Origin of the sequence: Roseateles violae (genome assembly GCF_030410485.1) — a bacterium.
Lineage (GTDB): Bacteria > Pseudomonadota > Gammaproteobacteria > Burkholderiales > Burkholderiaceae_C > Roseateles_D > Roseateles_D violae.
The window spans coordinates 153,896-173,695 of the sequence record NZ_JAUHHC010000006.1; the positions used below are offsets into that span (position 1 = coordinate 153,896).

General features: G+C 69.8%; 22 protein-coding genes. 16 read left to right on the top strand and 6 right to left on the bottom strand.

All coding sequences use genetic code 11. The features are described from left to right. Positions 1 to 54: 54 nt before the first annotated feature. The 4 genes from QWJ38_RS21275 to QWJ38_RS21290 are packed head-to-tail and all read left to right on the top strand — an operon-like array spanning position 55 to position 2,960. A complete protein-coding gene (locus QWJ38_RS21275; protein WP_290361144.1) occupies positions 55 to 1,185 on the top strand; it encodes a DUF3667 domain-containing protein in 1,131 nt (376 codons plus the stop codon). 14 nt (positions 1,186 to 1,199) lie between these two features. Further along, positions 1,200 to 2,078: a delta(1)-pyrroline-2-carboxylate reductase family protein gene (locus QWJ38_RS21280; RefSeq protein ID WP_290361145.1), complete on the top strand. Its 879-nt coding sequence runs from the start codon at positions 1,200 to 1,202 to the stop codon at positions 2,076 to 2,078. Beyond that, on the top strand, positions 2,075 to 2,482 hold the full coding sequence (locus QWJ38_RS21285) for a hypothetical protein (protein WP_290361146.1): 408 nt from the start codon (positions 2,075 to 2,077) through the stop codon (positions 2,480 to 2,482). The genes QWJ38_RS21280 and QWJ38_RS21285 overlap by 4 nt, the downstream gene beginning before the upstream one ends. A 10-nt stretch (positions 2,483 to 2,492) precedes the next feature. Next, positions 2,493 to 2,960 carry a DUF6152 family protein gene (locus QWJ38_RS21290; protein ID WP_290361147.1) on the top strand — a complete coding sequence of 156 codons (468 nt, stop codon included), beginning with the start codon at positions 2,493 to 2,495 and terminating at the stop codon, positions 2,958 to 2,960. A 15-nt stretch (positions 2,961 to 2,975) separates the two neighbouring features. Here QWJ38_RS21290 and QWJ38_RS21295 read toward each other — a convergent pair whose 3' ends face one another. Beyond that, on the bottom strand, positions 2,976 to 3,851 hold the full coding sequence (locus QWJ38_RS21295; RefSeq protein ID WP_290361148.1) for an HDOD domain-containing protein: 876 nt from the start codon (positions 3,849 to 3,851) through the stop codon (positions 2,976 to 2,978). Positions 3,852 to 3,988: 137 nt separating this feature from the next. On the opposite strand from QWJ38_RS21295, the gene QWJ38_RS21300 reads away from it, so the two are divergent. Together QWJ38_RS21300 and QWJ38_RS21305 are read left to right on the top strand one after the other, a co-directional pair. After that, entirely contained in the window at positions 3,989 to 4,687 is a 699-nt protein-coding gene (locus QWJ38_RS21300) for a transglutaminase-like cysteine peptidase (protein WP_290361149.1), read from the top strand. Positions 4,688 to 4,721: 34 nt separating this feature from the next. After that, positions 4,722 to 6,623, top strand: coding sequence for a bifunctional diguanylate cyclase/phosphodiesterase (locus tag QWJ38_RS21305; RefSeq protein ID WP_290361150.1), 1,902 nt, complete (start codon positions 4,722 to 4,724; stop codon positions 6,621 to 6,623). 10 nt (positions 6,624 to 6,633) lie between these two features. Here QWJ38_RS21305 and QWJ38_RS21310 read toward each other — a convergent pair whose 3' ends face one another. Together QWJ38_RS21310 and QWJ38_RS21315 are read right to left on the bottom strand one after the other, a co-directional pair. Then, positions 6,634 to 7,401: a TspO-related membrane protein gene (locus tag QWJ38_RS21310; protein WP_290361151.1), complete on the bottom strand. Its 768-nt coding sequence runs from the start codon at positions 7,399 to 7,401 to the stop codon at positions 6,634 to 6,636. Positions 7,402 to 7,470: 69 nt separating this feature from the next. Continuing rightward, positions 7,471 to 8,031 carry an NUDIX hydrolase gene (locus QWJ38_RS21315; RefSeq protein ID WP_290361152.1) on the bottom strand — a complete coding sequence of 187 codons (561 nt, stop codon included), beginning with the start codon at positions 8,029 to 8,031 and terminating at the stop codon, positions 7,471 to 7,473. A gap of 219 nt (positions 8,032 to 8,250) precedes the next feature. Here QWJ38_RS21315 and maiA point away from each other — a divergent pair, with 219 nt between their 5' ends. Further along, on the top strand, positions 8,251 to 8,886 hold the full coding sequence (maiA, locus tag QWJ38_RS21320) for a maleylacetoacetate isomerase (protein WP_290361153.1): 636 nt from the start codon (positions 8,251 to 8,253) through the stop codon (positions 8,884 to 8,886). Positions 8,887 to 9,022: 136 nt separating this feature from the next. Beyond that, complete coding sequence (gene pgeF / locus QWJ38_RS21325) at positions 9,023 to 9,730, top strand: peptidoglycan editing factor PgeF (RefSeq protein ID WP_290361154.1); 708 nt, start codon at positions 9,023 to 9,025, stop codon at positions 9,728 to 9,730. Here the strand turns inward: pgeF and QWJ38_RS21330 are convergent. Continuing rightward, complete coding sequence (locus tag QWJ38_RS21330; protein WP_290361155.1) at positions 9,662 to 9,955, bottom strand: hypothetical protein; 294 nt, start codon at positions 9,953 to 9,955, stop codon at positions 9,662 to 9,664. The genes pgeF and QWJ38_RS21330 overlap by 69 nt on opposite strands. 107 nt (positions 9,956 to 10,062) lie before the next feature. Between QWJ38_RS21330 and phaC the strand changes: the two genes are divergently transcribed. The 4 genes from phaC (at position 10,063) to QWJ38_RS21350 (ending at position 14,455) form a co-directional block, all read left to right on the top strand. Next, positions 10,063 to 11,769, top strand: coding sequence for a class I poly(R)-hydroxyalkanoic acid synthase (phaC, locus tag QWJ38_RS21335; protein WP_290361156.1), 1,707 nt, complete (start codon positions 10,063 to 10,065; stop codon positions 11,767 to 11,769). A 67-nt stretch (positions 11,770 to 11,836) separates the two neighbouring features. Next, positions 11,837 to 13,015: an acetyl-CoA C-acetyltransferase gene (locus QWJ38_RS21340; RefSeq protein ID WP_290361157.1), complete on the top strand. Its 1,179-nt coding sequence runs from the start codon at positions 11,837 to 11,839 to the stop codon at positions 13,013 to 13,015. A 143-nt stretch (positions 13,016 to 13,158) separates the two neighbouring features. Further along, positions 13,159 to 13,899: an acetoacetyl-CoA reductase gene (phbB, locus tag QWJ38_RS21345; RefSeq protein WP_290361158.1), complete on the top strand. Its 741-nt coding sequence runs from the start codon at positions 13,159 to 13,161 to the stop codon at positions 13,897 to 13,899. A 97-nt stretch (positions 13,900 to 13,996) separates the two neighbouring features. Then, the gene (locus tag QWJ38_RS21350; RefSeq protein ID WP_290361159.1) at positions 13,997 to 14,455 is read left to right on the top strand and encodes a cupin domain-containing protein; all 459 of its coding nucleotides are present in this window, start codon (positions 13,997 to 13,999) and stop codon (positions 14,453 to 14,455) included. Here QWJ38_RS21350 and QWJ38_RS21355 read toward each other — a convergent pair. Then, positions 14,452 to 15,231, bottom strand: coding sequence for a crotonase/enoyl-CoA hydratase family protein (locus tag QWJ38_RS21355; protein WP_290361160.1), 780 nt, complete (start codon positions 15,229 to 15,231; stop codon positions 14,452 to 14,454). The genes QWJ38_RS21350 and QWJ38_RS21355 overlap by 4 nt on opposite strands. Positions 15,232 to 15,241: 10 nt before the next feature. Beyond that, positions 15,242 to 16,042 carry an IclR family transcriptional regulator gene (locus QWJ38_RS21360; protein WP_290361161.1) on the bottom strand — a complete coding sequence of 267 codons (801 nt, stop codon included), beginning with the start codon at positions 16,040 to 16,042 and terminating at the stop codon, positions 15,242 to 15,244. Between the two features lie 73 nt (positions 16,043 to 16,115). On the opposite strand from QWJ38_RS21360, the gene QWJ38_RS21365 reads away from it, so the two are divergent. From QWJ38_RS21365 to QWJ38_RS21380, 4 genes are all read left to right on the top strand, one after another. Next, positions 16,116 to 16,931: a TIGR00266 family protein gene (locus QWJ38_RS21365; RefSeq protein WP_290361162.1), complete on the top strand. Its 816-nt coding sequence runs from the start codon at positions 16,116 to 16,118 to the stop codon at positions 16,929 to 16,931. A gap of 68 nt (positions 16,932 to 16,999) precedes the next feature. Beyond that, complete coding sequence (locus QWJ38_RS21370) at positions 17,000 to 18,004, top strand: YncE family protein (protein ID WP_290361163.1); 1,005 nt, start codon at positions 17,000 to 17,002, stop codon at positions 18,002 to 18,004. Between the two features lie 11 nt (positions 18,005 to 18,015). Then, complete coding sequence (locus QWJ38_RS21375) at positions 18,016 to 18,828, top strand: polysaccharide deacetylase family protein (RefSeq protein ID WP_434064014.1); 813 nt, start codon at positions 18,016 to 18,018, stop codon at positions 18,826 to 18,828. Next, a complete protein-coding gene (locus QWJ38_RS21380) occupies positions 18,828 to 19,799 on the top strand; it encodes a sterol desaturase family protein (protein ID WP_290361164.1) in 972 nt (323 codons plus the stop codon). The genes QWJ38_RS21375 and QWJ38_RS21380 overlap by 1 nt, the downstream gene beginning before the upstream one ends. The last annotated feature ends 1 nt before the right edge of the window (position 19,800 follow it).

Consider the following 19,800-nt stretch of genomic DNA (forward strand, 5'->3'; position numbering starts at 1 on the left):
TGCGCGATACTGCGGCCGAGGCGCAACGATCAATCTATCTGGATGGGGATGGGCATGGCGGGTGTCGATGTGGCGGGCGATGTGCTGGCCGAGGCGGTGATTGCCGACGAGGCGGCCAGGGGCGGTGGCGCGAAGCCAGCGGCGCAGGCCGGGCCCAGCCATTGCGCCAACTGCGACGCCGCGCTGCAGGGCGCCTTCTGCCATGTCTGCGGCCAGAAGGCGCAGTTGCACCGCTCGCTGCGGCATCTGGGCGAGCAGGGGCTGCAGGGCGTGATGCATTTCGACAGCAGGCTCTGGCGCACGCTGCCGGCGCTGCTGTTCCAGCCCGGCCGCCTGACGCGCGAATACATCGCCGGCCGGCGCGTCCGCTATGTGTCGCCACTGGCGCTCTACCTGTTCCTGGTCTTCCTGATGTTCTTCGTGTTCTCGCTGACCGGCTCGGACATGAGCTTCGTCAGCAGCGACAGCGCTGCGCCCTCGGGGACGCCGACCGAGATCGCCGCCGAACTCGAGGAGGCCCGCGCCCGCCTCGCGGCCTTGCAGGCCCGGCTCGAACAGCTGCCGGCCGGCGAGGCGAAGGGTCAGGACTTGCGCGAAGAGCTGAACGAGCAGATCGCCAGCCAGGAGCGCAAGAGCCAGCGGCTCGAGAAGCGGCTGCGCAAGGCCGAGGCCCGGGCCCAGGGTCAGCCCGACACCAGCGACGCGCCGCTGACCGAGGCGCGGCTGCACGAGGAGCTGAGCCGCAATATGCCCGGGCTGGCCAACTCGACGCTGGAGAAGCGAATCCTGCATGCGGTCGAGAACCACGAGCTGACCCTGTACAAGATGAAGAGCGGCGCCGCCAAGTTCGCCTTTCTGGTGCTACCGATCTCGCTGCCCTTCATCTGGCTGCTGTTCGTCTTCAAGCGCCGCTTCACCCTGTTCGACCATGCGGTGTTCGCGCTCTACTCGCTGTCGGCAATGGCCCTGATGATGTCGGCGTTGGCCCTGTTCGATGTGCTGGGCCTGCAATGGGCCATGGGCCTGCTGATCTGCTTCGGCCCGCCGCTGCATATGTATGCCCAGCTGCGCGGCACCTATGCGCTGGGACGCTGGGGCGCCGCCTGGCGCACGCTGTTCCTGCTGATCATCGCCTGCATCGTGCTGACCCTGTACATGCTGCTGGTGGCCGCCTTGAGCGTCTGAGGAGGCCGTAGCCGATGCGAGTGCTGGACGCCGCCGCGACCGCCGCCGCCTTGCCCTGGGCGCCGCTGCTGGCCGAGATTGCCGCCGTCTGCCGCGAACATGCGGCCGGCAATATCGATTGCCCGCCGCGCCTGGTGCTGCCGTTGCCGGAGGACGGCACGCTGCTGGTGATGCCGGCGCGCTCGGCTGCCATCGCCGTCACCAAGCTGGTCACCGTCCATCCGCACAACGCGGCGCGCGGCCGGCCGACGATTGCCGGCGAGGTGATCGTGATCGACGGCGCGAGCGGCGAGCGTCTGGCCCTGCTCGACGGCCCGACGCTGACCGCGCGGCGCACGGCCGCCGTCAGCCTGCTGGCCGTCGAATTGATGGCAACGCGGCCACCGCGCGAGGTGCTGGTCGTCGGCAGCGGCGCGCAGGCGCTGGCCCATGTCGAGGCCTTGCGGGCCTTGCACCCGCAGGCGCGAATCTGCGTGCAGGCGCGCAGGCCGGTGGCCATCGAAGGCGCCGAGACGATCGCGGCGGCGCAGCAGGCCCAGCGCCGCTGGGACCTGCTCATCGCCGCGACCAGCAGCCGCGAGCCGGTGCTGGCCGACGGCGTCGGCGAGGGCGCGCTGGTGATCGGCGTCGGCGCCTTCCGCCACGACATGGTCGAGCTGCCGCCGGCCCTCGTCGCGGCGGCCGAGGTCTTCGTCGACGATCCCGAAGGCGCCCGGGCCGAGGCCGGCGATCTGCTGGCGGCCGGGCTCACCGGGCCGCTGCCCAGCCTCGAGGAACTGGTGCTGGGCCGGCGGCCGGCCACGGACGGCCGCACGCGGGTGTTCAAGAGCGTCGGCTGCGCGCGCTGGGACCTGGCCGCCGCGCGGCTGGCGGTGAGGGTGCCAGCGCGATGAATGTCGCCGCCTGGGCCTACCCGGCCTTCGAGGTCGTCCACATCGTCGGCATCGCGCTGCTGTTCGGCGGCCTGCTGATCTTCGAGCTGTGCCTGCTCGGTCGTGCGCCGGCCCTGCCCCTGCCGGCCCTGGCGCGCTTGACACTGCCGCTGGCGCTCGTCGGTTTTGGCCTCTGTGCCGCGACCGGCCTGGCGATGTTCTCCACCCAACCGGGCGAGCTGCTTGGCAATGCCGCCTTCCGGCTCAAGCTGCTGCTGATCGCGCTGGCCGGCCTCAATGCGGGGCTGTTCCATCTGCGCGGCGGCAGCGGCCGCGCCGATCGCTGGGGCCGGGCCCAGGGCCTGCTCTCGCTGGGGTTTTGGCTCGCTGTCATCATCTGCGGACGCTCGATCGCCTACGTCTAAGGAGAGCCCCATGCAGAGACGTTCCCTCCTTGTTGCCGGCCTGTCGGCGCTGGGCCTGCCGGCCTGGGCCCACCATGGCTGGAGCAGCTTCGACCAGCAGCGCCCGCTCTATCTGGAGGGCCGCGCGGCCAAGGTGCTGTGGCGCAACCCGCACGGCGAGATCGAACTCGAATTGCCGGCCAGGCTCACGCTGCCGGCCGATCTGCCACAGCGCCAGTTGCCCAAGCAGAGCGCCGACGTCGACGGCCCGGCGCTGCTGGCACGCACGCAGCTGCCGACGCGCGCCGACAAGCGCTGGGAAATCGAGCTGGCGCCGCTGACGCGGCTGGAGGCCTGGGGTGTGGCGGAGATCAAGCCCGGCACCGAGCTGGCCGTGATCGGCTTCACCTTTCCCGGCGAGAAGGGCGAGGCGGTGCTGCGCGCCGAGTACCTGTTCCTCGGCGGCAAGGTCTACGGCATGAGGTCCTCGCCGGCCTGATCCGGCGGCGCCGCGTCAGGCCGCGTCCAGCACAGGCCGCAGCGGCTCGTCCCATTCGGCCAGGCGCGCCTCGTCGATGCGCAGCCAGGCCAGGGCCGCGGCGCGGTGCGCGATCCAGTCGGCGTCCGCGGGCAGGCCCTCGTGGCGGCGCATCAGATGCTCGGCCACATGGCCGGCGGCGATCAGGCCCTGCACCAGCGGCTCGACGCTGGTGCCACCGAGCACGGCGAAGTCATGGTGCAGGCGGATGCCGGCCATCAGCTCCGGCGGCATGTTCCAGACCCGCATCACCAGGGCGCCGACGACGGCGTGGTCGGTGCGGTGGTTGGCGTTCTCGGTCGCGATGAAGGGCCGGTCGATGCGCGCGCCGGCCTCGACCAGGGTGCCGCCGTAGCCGGGCACGCTCTGCATCAGCACGGCCATGCCCACATGCAGGAAGAGGCCGAAGGTATGGGCCAGGCCCGGTGCCAGGCCGGCCGGCAGATCCGGCAGCTGGGCGGCGACGAAGGCGCAGGCCATCGCCCGCTTGGTCGAACGCTGCCAGAAGCGGTGCAACTGCGGGTGGTTGACGCGGATCGCATTGCTGACCAGGAAGCCCATCATCACCGCCAGGGTCGCCTGCAGGCCGATGCGCGTCATCGCCTGGCCGACCGTCGTGCAGGGCTTGCCGATCGGCTTGAAGAGCGGGCTGTTGGCCGTGCGCAGCAGCGTGGCCGACATCGCCACATCGGCGGCGGCGATGCGCTGGATCACATTCAGGTCCGGCTGCTCATGGGCGAGCGCCTGCTGCAACTGGATCAGCGCCTCCGGGCAGGGCGGGATGACGATCTGCTTGAGTCCGCCGCTGCTGCGCGACTTGTCAACTTCTTGGCGGATTTCCTGGCTATTCATCAAATACCGATCGCTGGAGGCACAGGGCGGGGCCGGATCGCTCGGAGCAGCCTGTACAGTGCCGCCAGATTACCCGAAACACGCTCAGGCCCCGCGCGCGTGCCCGCGCAATCCTCCACGTTTGGCTGCGCCCGCGCATGGCTTTTTCGATCAGCAAGCACCGACGACGGCAAGGCGCGTGGACGCCGCGCCGAGTGCTGCATGGCTGGGCGCTGGGCGTACTGCTGGGCTTGCTGACCTGGGCGCCGCCGGGGCTGGCGCTGGACGCCGCGCGGCTGCAGGAGGCGGCCGCCCAGGTCGGCCCGCGCGCGGTCGCCGAGACGCCGGCGCTGCTGCAGCTGATCGAGCGCGCCAGCGCGCTGGACGAGCCGCGCAAGCTCGCCCAGATCAACGACTTCTTCAACCGCCGCATCGCCTTCGCCGAGGACAGCGAGGTCTGGGGCCGCGTTGACTACTGGGCCAGCCCGCTGGAAAGCCTGGCCAAGGGCCGCGGCGACTGCGAGGACTATGCGATCGCCAAGTACTTCAGCCTGGTCGCTGCCGGCATGCCGGTGGCCAAGCTGCGCATGGTCTATGTGCGCGCCCTGCTGGACGGGCGCTCGGTCGCGCATATGGTGCTGGCCTACTATGCGCAGCCGGGCGCCGAGCCGCTGATTCTGGACAATCTGGTCCCCGAGCTGCGGCCGGCCTCGCGACGCGCCGATCTGCAGCCGGTCTTCAGCTTCAATAGCGAAGGCCTGTGGGACGGCGTCGGCATCAGTTCCAAGGGCGATCCGCTGCAGCGCCTGTCGCTGTGGCGCGATCTCTTGGCCAAGGTGCGCGCGGAGGGGTTCTAATGAAGACAACGAGGGGAAATCCGCAATGTCCTTGATGCGTCAAGTGGGTCTGCTGCTGCTGGGCGTCGTGCTCGCCGCGCTGCTGGGCAGTGTGGCCGTGTCGGCCGGCTCGGTGCGCCAGCTGCTGCAGGCGCAGCTGCAGCAGAAGAATGCCGACAACGCGCAGTCGCTGGCGCTGGCGCTGTCGCAGCAGCAGGGCGATCCGGCCCTGATGGAGTTGCTGATCTCGGCCCAGTTCGACACCGGGCACTACCAGCGCGTGCGCTGGCGCAAGGCCAATGGCGAGCTGGGCTTCGAGCGCGTCGCGCCGGCGCGCGCCAGTCAGGCGCCGGCCTGGTTCGTCGCGCTCTTGCCGATCGAGGTGCAGCCGGGCGTGGCCCAGCTGTCCAGCGGCTGGAACGCCATCGGCACGATCGAGGTGCAGAGCCATTCGGCCTATGCGCACGACGAGCTCTGGCGCAGCACACGGCGCCATGCGCTGCTGCTGGGCGGCATCGGCGTGGTGGCCGGACTGGTGGCCTTCGCCATCCTGCGGCGCATCCGCCGCCCGCTGGACAACGCGGTCGCGCAGGCGCAGGCGGTCATCGACGGCAGCTTCACCACCGTCGAGGAAGCGCGGGTGCGCGAGCTGCAGCCGTTGACGCGCGCGATGAACGCGATGGTGCTGCGCATCAAGAGCATGTTCGAGGCGCAGTCCGAGCAGCTGCAGGTGCTGCGCCAGCAGGCGCACGCCGATGTGCTGACCGGCATGAGCTCGCGCAAGCACTTCATTGCCGAGCTCGATTCGGCGCTGAGCCGCGACGAGGGTCCGGCCGAGGCCGGCCTGGTGCTGCTGCGCCTGCGCGATCTGGCGCAGCTGAACCAGCAACTGGGCCGGCCGGTGGTCGACCAGATCCTGGTGGCGATCGCGCATGCGATCAAGGTCTATCCGGAGCGGGTGCAGGGCTGTCTGGCCGGGCGGCTGAACGGCGCCGATTTCGCGCTCTGGCTGCCGGCGCCCGGCGTCGCGGCCGAGACGGCGCAGGCGCTGGCCGAGGCCCTGCATGCCAGCCTGCCGGCCTTTGGCGGCGGCATCCATGTGGCGCTGGGCGCGGTCGACCTGCCGCGCGAGCGGCCGCTGAGCAGCTGGTTCGGCGAGGCCGATGCGGCGCTGGCGCGCGCCGAGACCCATCCGGGCTTCGCGATCGAGTCGGTGCGCACGCCGCCGCGCCGCAGCCAGGGCGAGCGCGCCTGGCGCGCGCAGATCGAGGCGGCGCTGAAGGAGCGCCGCGCGCGCCTGGTCGAGTTCCCGGTGCTGGACCGCGCCGGCCGCCTGCTGCATCTGGAATGCCCGCTGCAGCTGCGGCTGGACCCGCAAGGCGAGTTCGAGCCGGCCGCGCGCTGGCTGGCGCTGCGCAGCCGGCTGACGGCCGAGGTCGATCTGCTGGCCGTCGCGCTGGCGCTGGAGGCGATCAGCGCCGACGGCCAGCCGCGCTGCATCAATCTGGCGCCGGCCTCGCTGACCGACGGCAGCTTCGTCGCACGCCTGCGCGAGCTGGTGTTCCAGTCGCCGCCGGCCGCGCGCAAGCTGAGCCTGGAGCTGGCCGAGGGTGCGGCGATCAACCAGTTCGATCTGCTGCAGGAGCTGGGCCGGCAGCTGCGGCCGCTGGGCATCAAGCTGGGGCTGGAGCATGCCGGCGCCGGCCTGTCCCATGTCGAGCGGCTCTACCAGGCCGGGCTCGACTACGTGAAGCTGGACGTCGCCGTCGTCGCCGGCGTTTCCGGTGATGCCTCGCGGGCCGCCTTCGTGCGCGGCATGCTGATCATGCTGCGCAGCCTGGCGCTGAAGGTCTATGCCGAAGGTCTGGTCGATGCGATGGATGTGCAGGCGCTGTGGGACTGCGAGCTGGACGGCGTCACCGGCCCCTGGGCGACGCAACGTGGCGCCGCCGCCTAGAGCCGGCCGACTATAGGGCGCCGGCCGTGCCGCCCTCGCGCTGGTGCGCGCGCCACTGCAGATAAAGGGTCTGCCCCAGCAACAGGGCGGCCAGGCTCAGGGCGACACCGGCCGAGGTGCGCGCGCCGGGCAGGCTGCTGCCCGACTGCTCGATGACCACGCCGACCAGGCCCCAGAGCACGGCGAAGGCATAGGCCGGATGACCCTGCAGCCGCGCATTGGCTCCTAGCAGCAGCAGGGCGGCGATGGCCCACAGCATCAGGCTCCAGGGCAGCATGTCCCCGGTCGGCAGCAACTGGTAGGCGACGACAACCTGGGCGGTGTTCAGGATCGCTGCCAGCGACAGCCAGCCGGCATGCAGGCCCAGCGGCAGCAGGCCCAGCCACAGCTCGCCGTTCGGATCGGTCATGCGCGCCATCAGCTGCGCCGCGCCGAGCAGGCAGGCGAGTGCGCTCCAGATGATCAGCAGGGCGAGCCAGAACAGGCGCTGCGAGAACACCAGCATCCAGGCGGTCGTCAGCACGAAGCCGGCCAGGGCCAGCGGCCGCGCCCGGCGCAGCGCGGGCGCCAGCGGCCCGCGGCGCAGGGCCTGCCAGACGGCGAAGGCGAGGTCCAGCGCGAAGATCAGGCTCCAGATCGCGAAGGCATAGCCGGCCGCCAGCAGCAGGGTCGGGTAACGCGCCGACAGCACGCCGGCGTCCGGGCCGAACTGGCCCTGCTCGGACAGCAACGCGATCAGCGGCATCGCCAAGGCGGCAAGCAGCAACAGCAGTTTCATGAACCGCGGCGCGGGCAAGCGGCGTGCCCGCCGGCCGGCTTCCCGCCGGTTCAGCCGGTTCGGACTGCTTCAGGCGATGTCCGCGCTGTGCAGGGCGAAGGGCCGGCCCAGACGTCGGTCCTCGAAGAAGCGCTGCAGGGTCTCGCGTATGGTGCGGAAGGCCAGCTGATCCCAGGGCACCTCTTCCTCGCGGAACAACCGCGCCTCCAGCGTCTCCGGGCCCGGCGCGAATTCGGTCGACAGCAGGCGCGCGCGGTAGAACAGATGGATCTGGCCGACCTTGACGACGTTCAGCAGGCAGTACAGCGGCCCCAGCTCGATCTGGGCGCCGGCCTCCTCATCGGTCTCGCGCGCGGCGCCCTCGGCAACAGTCTCGCCAAGCTCCAGAAAGCCGGCCGGCAGCGTCCACAGGCCGTAGCGCGGCTCGATCGCGCGCTTGCACAAGAGCACCTGCGCGTCCGCGCCCTCGCCCCAGACCGGCAGGGTGCCGACCACATTGATCGGGTTCTGGTAGTGGATGCTGGCGCAGGCGGTGCAGGTGGCGCGCTCGCGGTTGTCGTCCGCCGGCACCCGGTATTCGACGGCGGCGCCGCAGGCGGAGCAATGCTTGAAGCGATGGGGCAGCCACATGCGCGCAAGTGTAGTGGTGCGCCGCATCGAGGCGACCGTCGGGAATCGCCTGCGCACCCGCGGGCGAGGGCGAACGGACTAGGGCCGCCGTGCCGGGCCGCCCCAAGCAAGGCCCGCAGCCGATGTCATTGCCGGCCCAGGCCGGCAATGATCGGCGTCCCGTCGGGGGACCGACTGGCGCCGCGCCGCGGCGCCGGGCGAGGGGCTCACAATACGCTCATGGAACTCTTCAACTACTTCCGCTCCTCGGCGTCCTGGCGGGTGCGCATCGCGCTGGCGCTGAAGGGCCTGGACTACGACTACCGCTCGGTCCATCTGGTCAGGAACGAGCAGCACGCCGAGCCCTTTGCCACTGCTTCGGTCTCGCATCTGGTGCCGCTGCTGAAGCTCGATGAGGGCAGCCTGCTGACGCAGTCGCTGGCCATCATCGAATACCTGGACGAGACCCATCCCGAGCCGCCGCTGCTGCCGGCCGAGCCGGTCGCCCGGGCCCAGGTGCGGGCGCTGGCGCAGGACATCGCCTGCGAGATCCATCCGCTGAACAATCTGCGCGTGCTGCGCTATCTGGTGCGCGAACTGCAGATCGACGAGGACGCGAAAAAGCGCTGGTACCGCCACTGGGTCGAGAGCGGCCTGGCCGTCGTCGAGCAGCGGCTGCGCACGACGGCCGGGCGCTTCTGCTTCGGCGAGCGGCCGGGCCTGGCGGACTGCGTGCTGGTGCCGCAGGTCTTCAATGCCCAGCGCTTCGACTGCAAGCTCGATGCGCTGCCGGAAGTGATGCGCGTCCATGCGAACTGCATGGCGCACGAGGCCTTCGCGGGCACCCAACCGTCGGAATGCCCCGATGCGGAATGAGCCAGCAGGTCGAGCGCCGGGCCGCTCCCAAGCCAAGCTCCATCCCCCCGAGGGATCGGACGACGTAACCGGCGGCCGAGGGGCCCACCGTGACTGGTTGAGACCGGACTGGTCGCTGCCGCATGTGCACGCCTTCATGAGCACCCGTGCCGGCGGCGTCAGCCAGGGCGCCCATGCCAGCATGAACATCGGCCGCGCGGTCGAGGATGATCCGGCCGCAGTGGCCGAGAACCGGGCCATCGTCAGCCGCGCGCTCGGCGCATCGGCGATCTTCATGCCGCAGGTCCACGGCGTCGAGGTGCTGCGGCTGCGGCCCGAGCATGCCGAGCCCGGCGCGACGATTCCCGCCGCCGACGCCAGCGTCAGCACCGATCCGGCGCTGGGCGTGGCGATCCAGGTGGCCGACTGCCTGCCGGTGCTGTTCGCCGCGCCCGCGGGGGTCGGCGGCGCCCATGCCGGCTGGCGCGGCCTGGCCGGCGGCGTGCTGGAGAACACCGTCGCGGCCTTGATGGAGGCGGCCCAATGTCGCGCGGCCGACATTCATGCCTGGCTGGGCGCCTGCATCGGACCGGCGGCCTTCGAGGTCGGCGCCGACGTGCTGCAGGCCTTCGGCGTCGAGCCCAGCGAGGCGGGCGCGGAGTTCTTCGTCTACCGGCCCAATGCGGCCGGCGAGCCGCGCTGGCGCGCCGATCTGGCCGGCCTGGCGCGCCGGCGCCTGCAGGCGCTGGGCCTGGCCGGCATCGGCGGCGGGCATTGGTGTACCGTCAGCGAGCCCTCACGGTTCTTTTCCTACCGGCGCGAGCGGCTCGGCGGCCGCATGGTCGCCGCCATCTCCCTGCGCTGAGGCGGCGGCCCGCTGCTGCGCCTGCAGCAGTTCCTCGCGCTCCTGACGCCGCCGCGCCTCGCGCCGGCGCGGCGCGCCCATCACATAGAGCACGATGCCGATGGGCAGCAGGCCGTAGAGCGTGAAGGTGATCAGCGCGCCCAGCACGCTGCCCTGGCTGCTGACCGCTTCGGCCAGTGCCATCATCAGCGCCACATAGAACCAGGCGATTGCAACGAGATACATGCGGTGTCATCGGCGGGTAAGAGGGCGAGCGTACAACATCGTCGCGACCCCCCGATCCCGCGGCAATGTGGCAAGCTTCTTGCCTGGGTCAGTTCAGGAAGAACGCTATGACGACGACGCGCAAGAGCAAAGCCGAGAAACCGATCGAGGAACTTCAGCAGGCGATCAGCGGCCTGGGCGAGATGTGGAAGGCCGCGGCCGGCACGCAGTTGCCGCAAATATCGCCGACGGCCCTGGCCGAATTGCAGGCCGACTATCTGAAGCAGGCGACCGCCTTGTGGAACGAGTCGCTGCAGGGCGGCGCGAGCGAGGGCGAGCGCAAACCGCTCGGCGACCGCCGCTTCGCCGACCCGGCCTGGCAGGCCAATCCAGCCAGCGCCTTCCTGGCGCGCCTGTACCTGCTCAATGCCAAGACCATGCAGCAGATGGCCGAGAAGGTGGAGGGCGACGAGAAGACGCGCTCACGCATCCGCTTCGCGGTCCAGCAATGGAGCGATGCGGTCTCGCCGAGCAACTACCTGGCGCTGAACCCGGAGGCGCAGGCGCTGGCGCTGGGCAGCCAGGGCGAGAGCCTGGCCAAGGGGCTGCAACAGCTGTGGGGCGATGTGCAGCGCGGCCATCTGTCGCAGACCGATGAGAGCGCCTTCGAGGTCGGCCGCAATGTGGCCAGCAGCGAAGGCAGCATCGTGTTCGAGAACGACTTCTTCCAGCTGATCGAGTACAAGCCGCTGACGAAGGAGATCTTCGAGCGACCGCTGCTGATGATCCCGCCCTGCATCAACAAGTTCTACATCCTCGATCTGCAGCCGGAGAACTCCCTGATCCGCTACGCGGTCGAGCAGGGCCACCGCGTCTTCGTCGTCAGCTGGCGCAACCCGGATCAGGGCTGTGTGCACTGGACCTGGGACGACTACATCGAGCAGGCGGCGATCAAGGCGATCTCGGTGGTCCAGGAGATCGGCGGCACCAAGACGATAGACACGCTGGGCTTCTGCGTCGGCGGCACGATTCTGTCGACGGCGCTGGCCGTGCTGGCCGCGCGCGGCGAGCAGCCGGCCGCCAGCGTGACCCTGCTGACCACCCTGGTCGATTTCTCCAGCAACGGCGTGCTCGATCTGTTCATCGACGAGGCGCTGGTGCAGATGCGCGAGATGACGATAGGCGCGCAGGCCGCGCAGGGGCCGGGCCTGCTGCAGGGCCGCGAGCTGGCGACCACCTTCAGCTTCCTGCGGCCGAACGACCTGGTCTGGAACTATGTGGTCGGCAATTACCTGAAGGGGGAGGCGCCGCCGCCCTTCGACCTGCTGTACTGGAACGGCGACGCGACCAATCTGCCCGGACCGATGTACTGCTGGTACCTGCGCCACACCTATCTGCAGAACGATTTGAAGATCCCCGGCCGACTGACCGTCTGCGGCGAGAAGATCGACCTGACGAAGATCGAGGCGCCGCTCTATATCTACGGCTCGCGCGAGGACCATATCGTGCCCTGGGACGCCGCCTACCGCTCGACCCAGGTCTTTAAGGGCAAGAAGCGCTTCGTGCTGGGGGCCTCGGGCCATATCGCCGGCGTGATCAATCCGCCGGCGAAGAAGAAGCGCAGCTACTGGACCGGCAAGACGGCCGCGCTGCCGGCCGAGGCGCAGGGCTGGATGGACACGGCGGTCGAGCATGCCGGCAGCTGGTGGCCCGACTGGGCGGACTGGCTGGCTGGCCATGCCGGCAAGAAGAAGGCCGCACCGAAGGCCCCCGGCGGCCGCGGCTACAAGGCGATCGAGCCGGCGCCGGGCCGCTATGTGAAGCAGAAGGCTTGAGGCGTCCGCGCGGCCCGGGCCGCCGGATTCGATTTGTTGTTGATGTTGGACCCGACAGGAGATGGTGATGACTGAAATCGTGATCGTGGCGGCGGCGCGGACCGCCATCGGCAAATTCGGTGGCACGCTGGCGAAGACGCCGGCCGTCGACCTGGGCGCGGCCGTCGTTCAGGACCTGCTGCGCCGCAGCGGCCTGGCCGGCGAGCAGATCAGCGAGCTGATCCTCGGCCAGGTGCTGCAGGCCGGCTGCGGCCAGAACCCGGCGCGCCAGACCGTCATCAAGTCCGGCCTGCCCAACAGCATCCCGGCCATGACCATCAACAAGGTCTGCGGCTCGGGCCTGAAGGCGGTGATGCTGGCGGCGCAGGCGATCCGCGACGGCGACAGCGAGATCGTCATCGCCGGCGGCCAGGAGAGCATGAGCATGAGCCCGCATGTGCTGCCGAACTCGCGCGAGGGCCAGCGCATGGGCGACTGGAAGCTGATCGACACAATGATCGTCGACGGCCTCTGGGACGTCTACAACCAGTACCACATGGGCATCACGGCCGAGAACGTGGCCAAGAAGCATGGCATCAGCCGCGAGGCGCAGGACGCGCTGGCGCTGGCCTCGCAGCAGAAGGCGGCCGCGGCGCAGGACGCCGGCCGCTTCGCCGACGAGATCGTGCCCTTCAGCATCGCGCAGAAGAAGGGCGACCCCATCGTCTTCGACAAGGACGAGTTCATCAACCGCAAGACCAATGCCGAGGCGCTGGCCAGCCTGCGGCCCGCCTTCGACAAGGCCGGCAGCGTGACCGCCGGCAATGCCTCGGGCCTGAACGACGGCGCGGCCGCGGTGATGGTGATGAGCGCGGCCAAGGCGCGCGAACTGGGCCTGACGCCGCTGGCGCGCATCGCCTCCTACGCCAGCGCCGGCCTCGACCCGGCCCTGATGGGCATGGGCCCGGTGCCGGCGGCCAGGAAGGCCTTGCAGCGCGCCGGCTGGAAGCCGCAGGATCTCGATCTGCTGGAGATCAACGAGGCCTTCGCGGCCCAGGCCTGCGCGGTGCATCAGGAGATGGGCTGGGACACCAGCAAGGTCAATGTCAACGGTGGCGCGATCGCGCTGGGCCATCCGATCGGTGCCTCGGGCGCGCGCATCCTGGTGACGCTCTTGCACGAGATGCAGCGCCGCGATGCCAAGAAGGGCATCGCCTCGCTATGCATCGGCGGCGGCATGGGCGTGGCGCTGACCGTGGAGCGCTGACAACGGGGCAAAGCTAGGGGCAACCCGCTTGACCATCGGTAGGGCTTGCGGGAGGCTCAAGACGCGTCTTCTTCGATACCAAGACCCAGAGTCCGGCCCGGCGCGTAGGACGCGGCGCAGGAGCCGGCTTGAAGGAGATTCAGATGAGCGACAAAAAAGTGGCCTACGTCACCGGCGGCATGGGTGGCATCGGAACGGCCATGTGCCAGCGCCTGCACAAGGAAGGCTTCAAGGTGATCGCCGGCTGCGGACCGAGCCGCGACTACGGCAAATGGCTCAGCGAGCAGGCCGCGCTGGGTTACGCCTTCTACGCCTCGGTCGGCAATGTTGGCGATTGGGATTCGACGGTGCAGGCCTTTGCCAAGGTCAAGGCCGAGCATGGCCCGGTCGACGTGCTGGTCAACAACGCCGGCATCACCCGCGACAGCGTGTTCCGCAAGATGAGCAAGGGTGACTGGGACGCGGTGATGAACACCAATCTGGACAGCATGTTCAATGTCACCAAGCAGGTGATCGACGATATGCTGGACCGCGGCTGGGGCCGCATCATCAACATCTCCTCGGTCAACGGCGAGAAGGGCCAGTTCGGCCAGACCAACTACTCGGCCGCCAAGGCCGGCATGCACGGCTTCACGATGGCGCTGGCGCAGGAGGTCGCGTCCAAGGGCGTGACGGTCAACACGGTCAGCCCCGGCTATATCGGCACCGACATGGTCCGCGCGATCCGCGCCGACGTGCTCGAGAAGATCGTCCAGACGATCCCGGTCAAGCGCCTGGGCACGCCCGAGGAGATCGCCGCCATCGTCGCCTGGCTGGCCGGCCCCGATTCCGGTTTCACTACCGGCGCGGACTTCAGCTGCAACGGCGGTCTGCACATGGGGTGATCCGGGGTAGCCGACAGCCCCGCGGCTGTCGGCTCGCCCGCATCAAGCCTTGGGCCTGCAGGCCCAAGGCCCGGTGCAGCCAAGCCGGAGCAGAGCGATGAGCGAAAGCTGGAAACACGACGGCGTCCGCGTCGTTCCCGCCGACCGGCTCGACCCGAACACCGCCCAGACGCCCGGCATGGACCGCAAGGCGGCGATCAACTTCGCCCGCGTCGGCGCGCAAAAGCTCTGGGCCGGCACCGTGCACATCCATCCGAACGCGAAGACCGGCGCCCACCACCATGGGCCGCTGGAAAGCGTGATCTACATCGTGCGCGGCCGCGCGCGCATGCGCTGGGGCGAGCGGCTCGAGTTCAGCGCCGAGGCCGGCCCGGGCGACTTCATCTATGTGCCGCCCTTCGTGCCGCACCAGGAGATCAACGCCAGCCCGAGCGAGGTGCTCGAATGCGTGCTGGTGCGCAGCGACGGCGAGGCGGTGGCGATCAATCTGGATATCGAGCCGGCCGAGCCGCCGGAGGATGTGCGCTGGGTCGACCCGACCCACCCGGCTGCTTAGAACTCGCCGTGCCGCCCCGCGCCGGCGGCGAAGCGGGCGGCGCCGGCCAGGCCTTCGGCCTCCAGGACGGCGAAGCCGGCGGCGCCTTCCTGGCGCAGGGCCTCGGCCAGCGGCAGCTCCCATTGCGCGATGGCCGAGGCACGGTCGGCGCGCAGGCAGGCCTGCGGGAAGGCGGCGATCTGGCCCGCCAGCTGCTGCGCGGCCGCGAGCGCCTGGCCGTCCTCGACGAGACGGTTGACCAGGCCGATCGCCAGCGCCTCCTCGGCTTCGACCGGGCGGCCGGTCAGGATCAGATCCAGCGCGCGGCTCTGGCCGATCAGCCGCGGCAGGCGCACCGTGCCGCCGTCGATCAGCGGTACGCCCCAGCGGCGGCAGAACACGCCGAAGCTGGCACCGCGCGCGGCCACGCGCAGATCGCACATCAGGGCCAGCTCCAAGCCGCCGGCGACCGCATAGCCCTCGATCGCGGCGATCACCGGCTTGCCGAAGGCGATCCGCGTCGGGCCCATCGGGCCGGGCGCGCTGCCGCTGGGCTCGAGCTCGTTGCGCAGCGCCGGATCGGCCATCGCGGCCAGATCGGCGCCGGCGCAGAAATGGCCGCCGGCGCCGGTGAGCACCGCCACATGCAGCTCGGCATCGGCCTCGAAGCGCTCGAAGGCCTGGCGCAGCGCTCGCGCGGTCGGTCCGTCGACCGCATTGCGGCGCGCCGGGCGGTCCAGCGTGATGGTGGCGACCGCGCCGGCGCGGTCGAACTGCACGGCGGGGCGGTCGGCCATCGCGCTTCTCCTAGGACTTGATCTGCAAGAGCCGCGAGATAGCATGCGCGGCCTCGACCAGCTTGGGCAGGCAGTCCTGCAGCATCGCCTCGGGCGGCGTGCGGTTGACCTGGCCGCTGACGTTTAGCGCGGCAATCGTCTGGCCGCTGCGATCGACCAGGGGCGCGGCCAGCGAGACCAGGCCTTCCTCGAGTTCCTGGTTGACCAGGCACCAGCCCTGGCGGCGCACCTGCTCGATGCGCGCGCGCAGATCATCGAGCCGCGCCACCGTGCGGCCGGTATGGGCCTGCAGCCGGACCTGTGCCAACTGCGCCTCCAGCTCCTCCGGCGGCAGGCCGGCCAGCAGCACGCGGCCCATCGAGGTGCACCAGGCCGGGAGCCGGCTGCCCAGGCCCAGATTGATGCTCATGATCTTGCGCGCCGGCACGCGCAGCACATAGACGATGTCCTGGCCTTCCAGCACGGCGGCCGAGCAGGACTCGCGCAGCTCGGCGGCCAGCGACTGCATCACCGGCTCGGCGAATTGCCACAGCGGCTGCGTGGACAGATAGGCGAAGCCGAGGTCGAGGATCTTGGGGGTCAGCGCGAACAGCCGGCCGTCGCTTTTCACATAGCCCAGGGTCTGCAGGGTTAGCAGGATGCGGCGCGCGCCGGCGCGGGTCAGGCCGCAGCGCTTGGCGACCTCGGTCAGGGTCTGACGCGGCGCATCGGCATCGAAAGCGCGTATCACCGACAGGCCGCGGGCGAAGGATTGCACATAGCTGTCGCCCGGTTTCAGCGCCTCGCCACCGGCTTCAAGGGGACCACTCATGCGACGCAGTATAGGCAGGCGAAGTTCGCTAATATTCGCGCCGTTTCTTTTTGTGCCGTATCGGAGAGCAGCAATGGCAATGGACGTGGTCGACTACGAGATCAAGGGCAGCGAGATGCAGTTCGTCGAGGTCGAACTCGACCCCGGCGAGGCGGCGATCGGCGAGGCCGGCAGCATGATGTTCATGGACGCCGGCATCGCGATGGACACGGTGTTCGGCGACGGCTCGGCCAACCAGGGCGGCTTCTTCGGCAAGCTGCTCGGCGCCGGCAAGCGCCTGGTCACCGGCGAGTCGCTGTTCACGACCATCTACACCAACCAGGCGCCGAGCAAGCAGCGCGTCGCCTTTGCCGCGCCCTATGCCGGCAAGATCCTGCCGATGGACCTGCGCCAGCTGGGCGGCACGCTGATCTGCCAGAAGGACGCCTTTTTGTGCGCCGCGCGTGGCGTCTCGCTGGGCATCGCGGTGCAGCAGCGGCTGTCGACCGGCTTCTTCGGCGGCGAGGGCTTCATCATGCAAAAGCTCGACGGCGACGGCCTGGCCTTCGTCCATGCCGGCGGCACCGTCGTGCGCCGCACGCTGCAGCCGGGCCAGACCCTGATGGTGGACACCGGCTGCGTGGTCGCCTACACGCCCGGCGTCGATTTCGAGATCCAGTATGTCGGCAAGATCAAGACGGCGCTGTTCGGCGGCGAGGGCCTGTTCCTGGCCAAGCTGACCGGCCCGGGCGAGATCTGGCTGCAGAGCCTGCCCTTCTCGCGCCTGGCCTCGCGCATCTTCGCCGCCGCGCCGCAGATGGGCGGGCGCGGTCGCGAGGAGGGCTCGGTGCTGGGCGGCTTCGCCGGCGGTGGCCTGCTGGGCGGAATCCTCGGTGGCGACGACGAATAAGGTCCGGGCACTACACTAGCGAAGGCGGCGAGCGAGCCGCCTTTTTTCATGCTTCAAGGATGTTGTCGATGCCTTCCTCGTCCTGGCCGCGTCTGGCCGCCACGCTGGCGCTGAGCGCCGGCGCCGCAATTTCTGCGCTCGCCGCCGACGCCAAGCCGCCGATCTTCGTGCTGAATTCGCTGGATGCCGACATCAGCGTCGTGGACCCGGTCACGTTTAAGCAGGTCCGCCGCATCCCGACCGGCAAGGAACCGCACCATCTGTACCTGACGCCGGACGAGAAGTCGCTGGTCGTCGCCAATGCGCTGGGCGATTCGCTGACCTTCGTCAACCCGGCCACGGCCGAGGTGCAGCGCGTGCTGCGCGGCATCAGCGATCCCTACCACCTGCGCTTCTCGCCGGACATGAAGTGGTTCGTCACCGCGGCGAACCGGCTCGATCATGTGGCCCTGTACCGCTGGCAGCCGCAGAACCAGGCCGAACCGCTACAGCTGGTCAAGCGCATCCCGGCGCCGAAGACGCCCAGCCACCTCTATATCGACAGCAAGAGCACGACGCTCTATGTGAGCCTGCAGGACAGTGACGAGCTGCTGGCCATCGATCTGGCCACGCAGGCGCCGCGCTGGAAGACGCCGGTCGGCAAGATGCCGGCCGACATCTATCTGGCGCCGGACGACAAGCACCTGCTGGTCGGCCTGACCGGCGGCAGCGAGGTCGAGGTCTACGATGTGTCGGGCGCCGCGCCCAAGCTGGTCAAGCGCATCGCCACCGGCGACGGCGCGCATTCCTTCCGCGCCTGGGGCGACAAGCGCCATGTGCTGGTCAGCAACCGCGCCGGCAACTCGATCAGCAAGATCGATCTGCAGTCCCTGTCGGTGGTCGACCGCTATCCTGCGCCCAGCGGCCCCGACGATATGGAACTGCTGGGCGACGGCCGCACCCTGCTGGTGACCTCGCGCTGGGCCGGCAAGCTGACGATGATCGACACCACGACGCACAAGATCGTGCGCCAGGTCAAGGTCGGCAAGTCGCCGCATGGCGTGTGGACGCTGGACCACATGCCGCGGCAGTGAGGAGGACCATCGTGCATCGGCGTGCCGTTCTGGCGCTGGTGGCCCTGATGGCGCTGGCGCCGTTGATGTCCGGCGCGCAGAGCTGCGACAAGCCGGTCTATCTGAGCTTCGACACCGGCCATATGGGCGTCGCGCCGCTGATCGCCGAGACGCTGAAGAAGTTCGATGCCAAGGCCACCTTCTTCCTGGCCAACGAGCCGACCCTGAGCGGCGGCACGACCCTGGACGAGCAATGGGCGCCCTGGTGGCGCGAGCGCGCGGCCGAGGGCCATGATTTCGGCGCCCATACCTGGGAGCACGACATTTGGCTGGAAGACCTGCCGGATGTGGACGGCAAGTCCCGCTTCAAATTCCGTACCGTCGCCGGCCAGCAGGAGCCGCGCATCCGCGAGCTCAGCGCCGAGCAGTACTGCGAGAGCCTGCAGCATGTGGCGCAGCGCTTTCAGGAGATGACCGGCAAGCCGCTGGGGCCGATCTTCCGCGCGCCGGCCGGCAAGACCTCGAAGGCCCTGCTGGCGGCGGCCCAGCGCTGCGGTTTCCACCATGTCGGCTGGAGTGCGGCCGGCTTCCTCGGCGACGAACTGCCCAGCGATCGCTATCCGAATGCGCAGCTGCTGGACAAGGCGCTGCGCACGATCAAGCCGGGCGACATCCTGATGGCGCATCTGGGCATCTGGTCGCGCCAGGATCCCTGGGCGCCGGCCGTGCTGGAGCCGCTGCTGCAGGGGCTCAAGGAGCGCGGCTTCTGCTTCGCGCCGCTGCGCGAGCATCCGCGCTATGCGCCGGTCTTCCGCGAATGGGCGGCCAGGGGGCGCAAGCCGTGATGGACTGGCTGGCCGACGGCTTTGCCGAGCTGCAGCTGTGGCTTTACGAGAGCCTGGTGCAGCCGCTGGTGTTCGGCCTGGGCGGCGGCAATCTGCTCGAGGACGCCTTCGATGCGACCGGCTGGCTGCTGGTGGGCCTCCTGCAGATCGCGGTGATGCTGCTGGTCTTCCGCGCGCTGGAGCGCTGGCGGCCGGTCGAGCCGCTGGCCGATCGGGCGGCCGTGCGCGTGGACATGATCTACACCCTGATCCACCGGCTGGGCCTGTTCCGGCTGGCGATGTTCTTCAGCATCGACCCGCTCTGGGACTGGCTGGCCGGCGAGCTGCGCATGGCCGGTCTGCCGACCTGGCAGCTCGACGCCGTCTGGCCCGGCGTCAGCGACATTCCCTGGGTCAGCTTCGGGCTGTACCTGCTGCTGTTCGACTTCGTCAACTACTGGCTGCACCGCGCCCAGCATGGCCTCGCCTGGTGGTGGCAGCTGCATGCGCTGCACCATAGCCAGCGCCAGATGACGATGTGGAGCGACAACCGCAACCACCTGCTCGACTCGGTGCTGATCGATGCAGCCTTCGTGCTGCTGGCGCGGCTGCTGGGCGTCGGCCCCGGGCAGTTCGTCGCGCTGGTCGCGCTGACGCAGCTGCTGGAGAGCCTGCAGCATGCCAATGTGCGGCTCTGGTTCGGACCCTGGCTGGAGCGTGTGCTGGTCAGCCCGCGCTTTCACCGCCGCCATCACTCGATCGGCATCGGCCATGAGTCGGGCGGACGCGGTACGCTGGGCGGGCACAATTTCGCCGTGCTGTTCCCGATCTGGGACATCCTCTTCGGCACCGCCGACTTCGCGCTGCGCTGGGACCCGACCGGCGTGCGCGACCAGCTGGCCGAGGAGGGCGGGCGCGACTATGGCCGCGGCTTCTGGGCCCAGCAATGGCTGGGCCTGAAGCGCCTGGCCGGATACCGGAGGATGAGCTGAT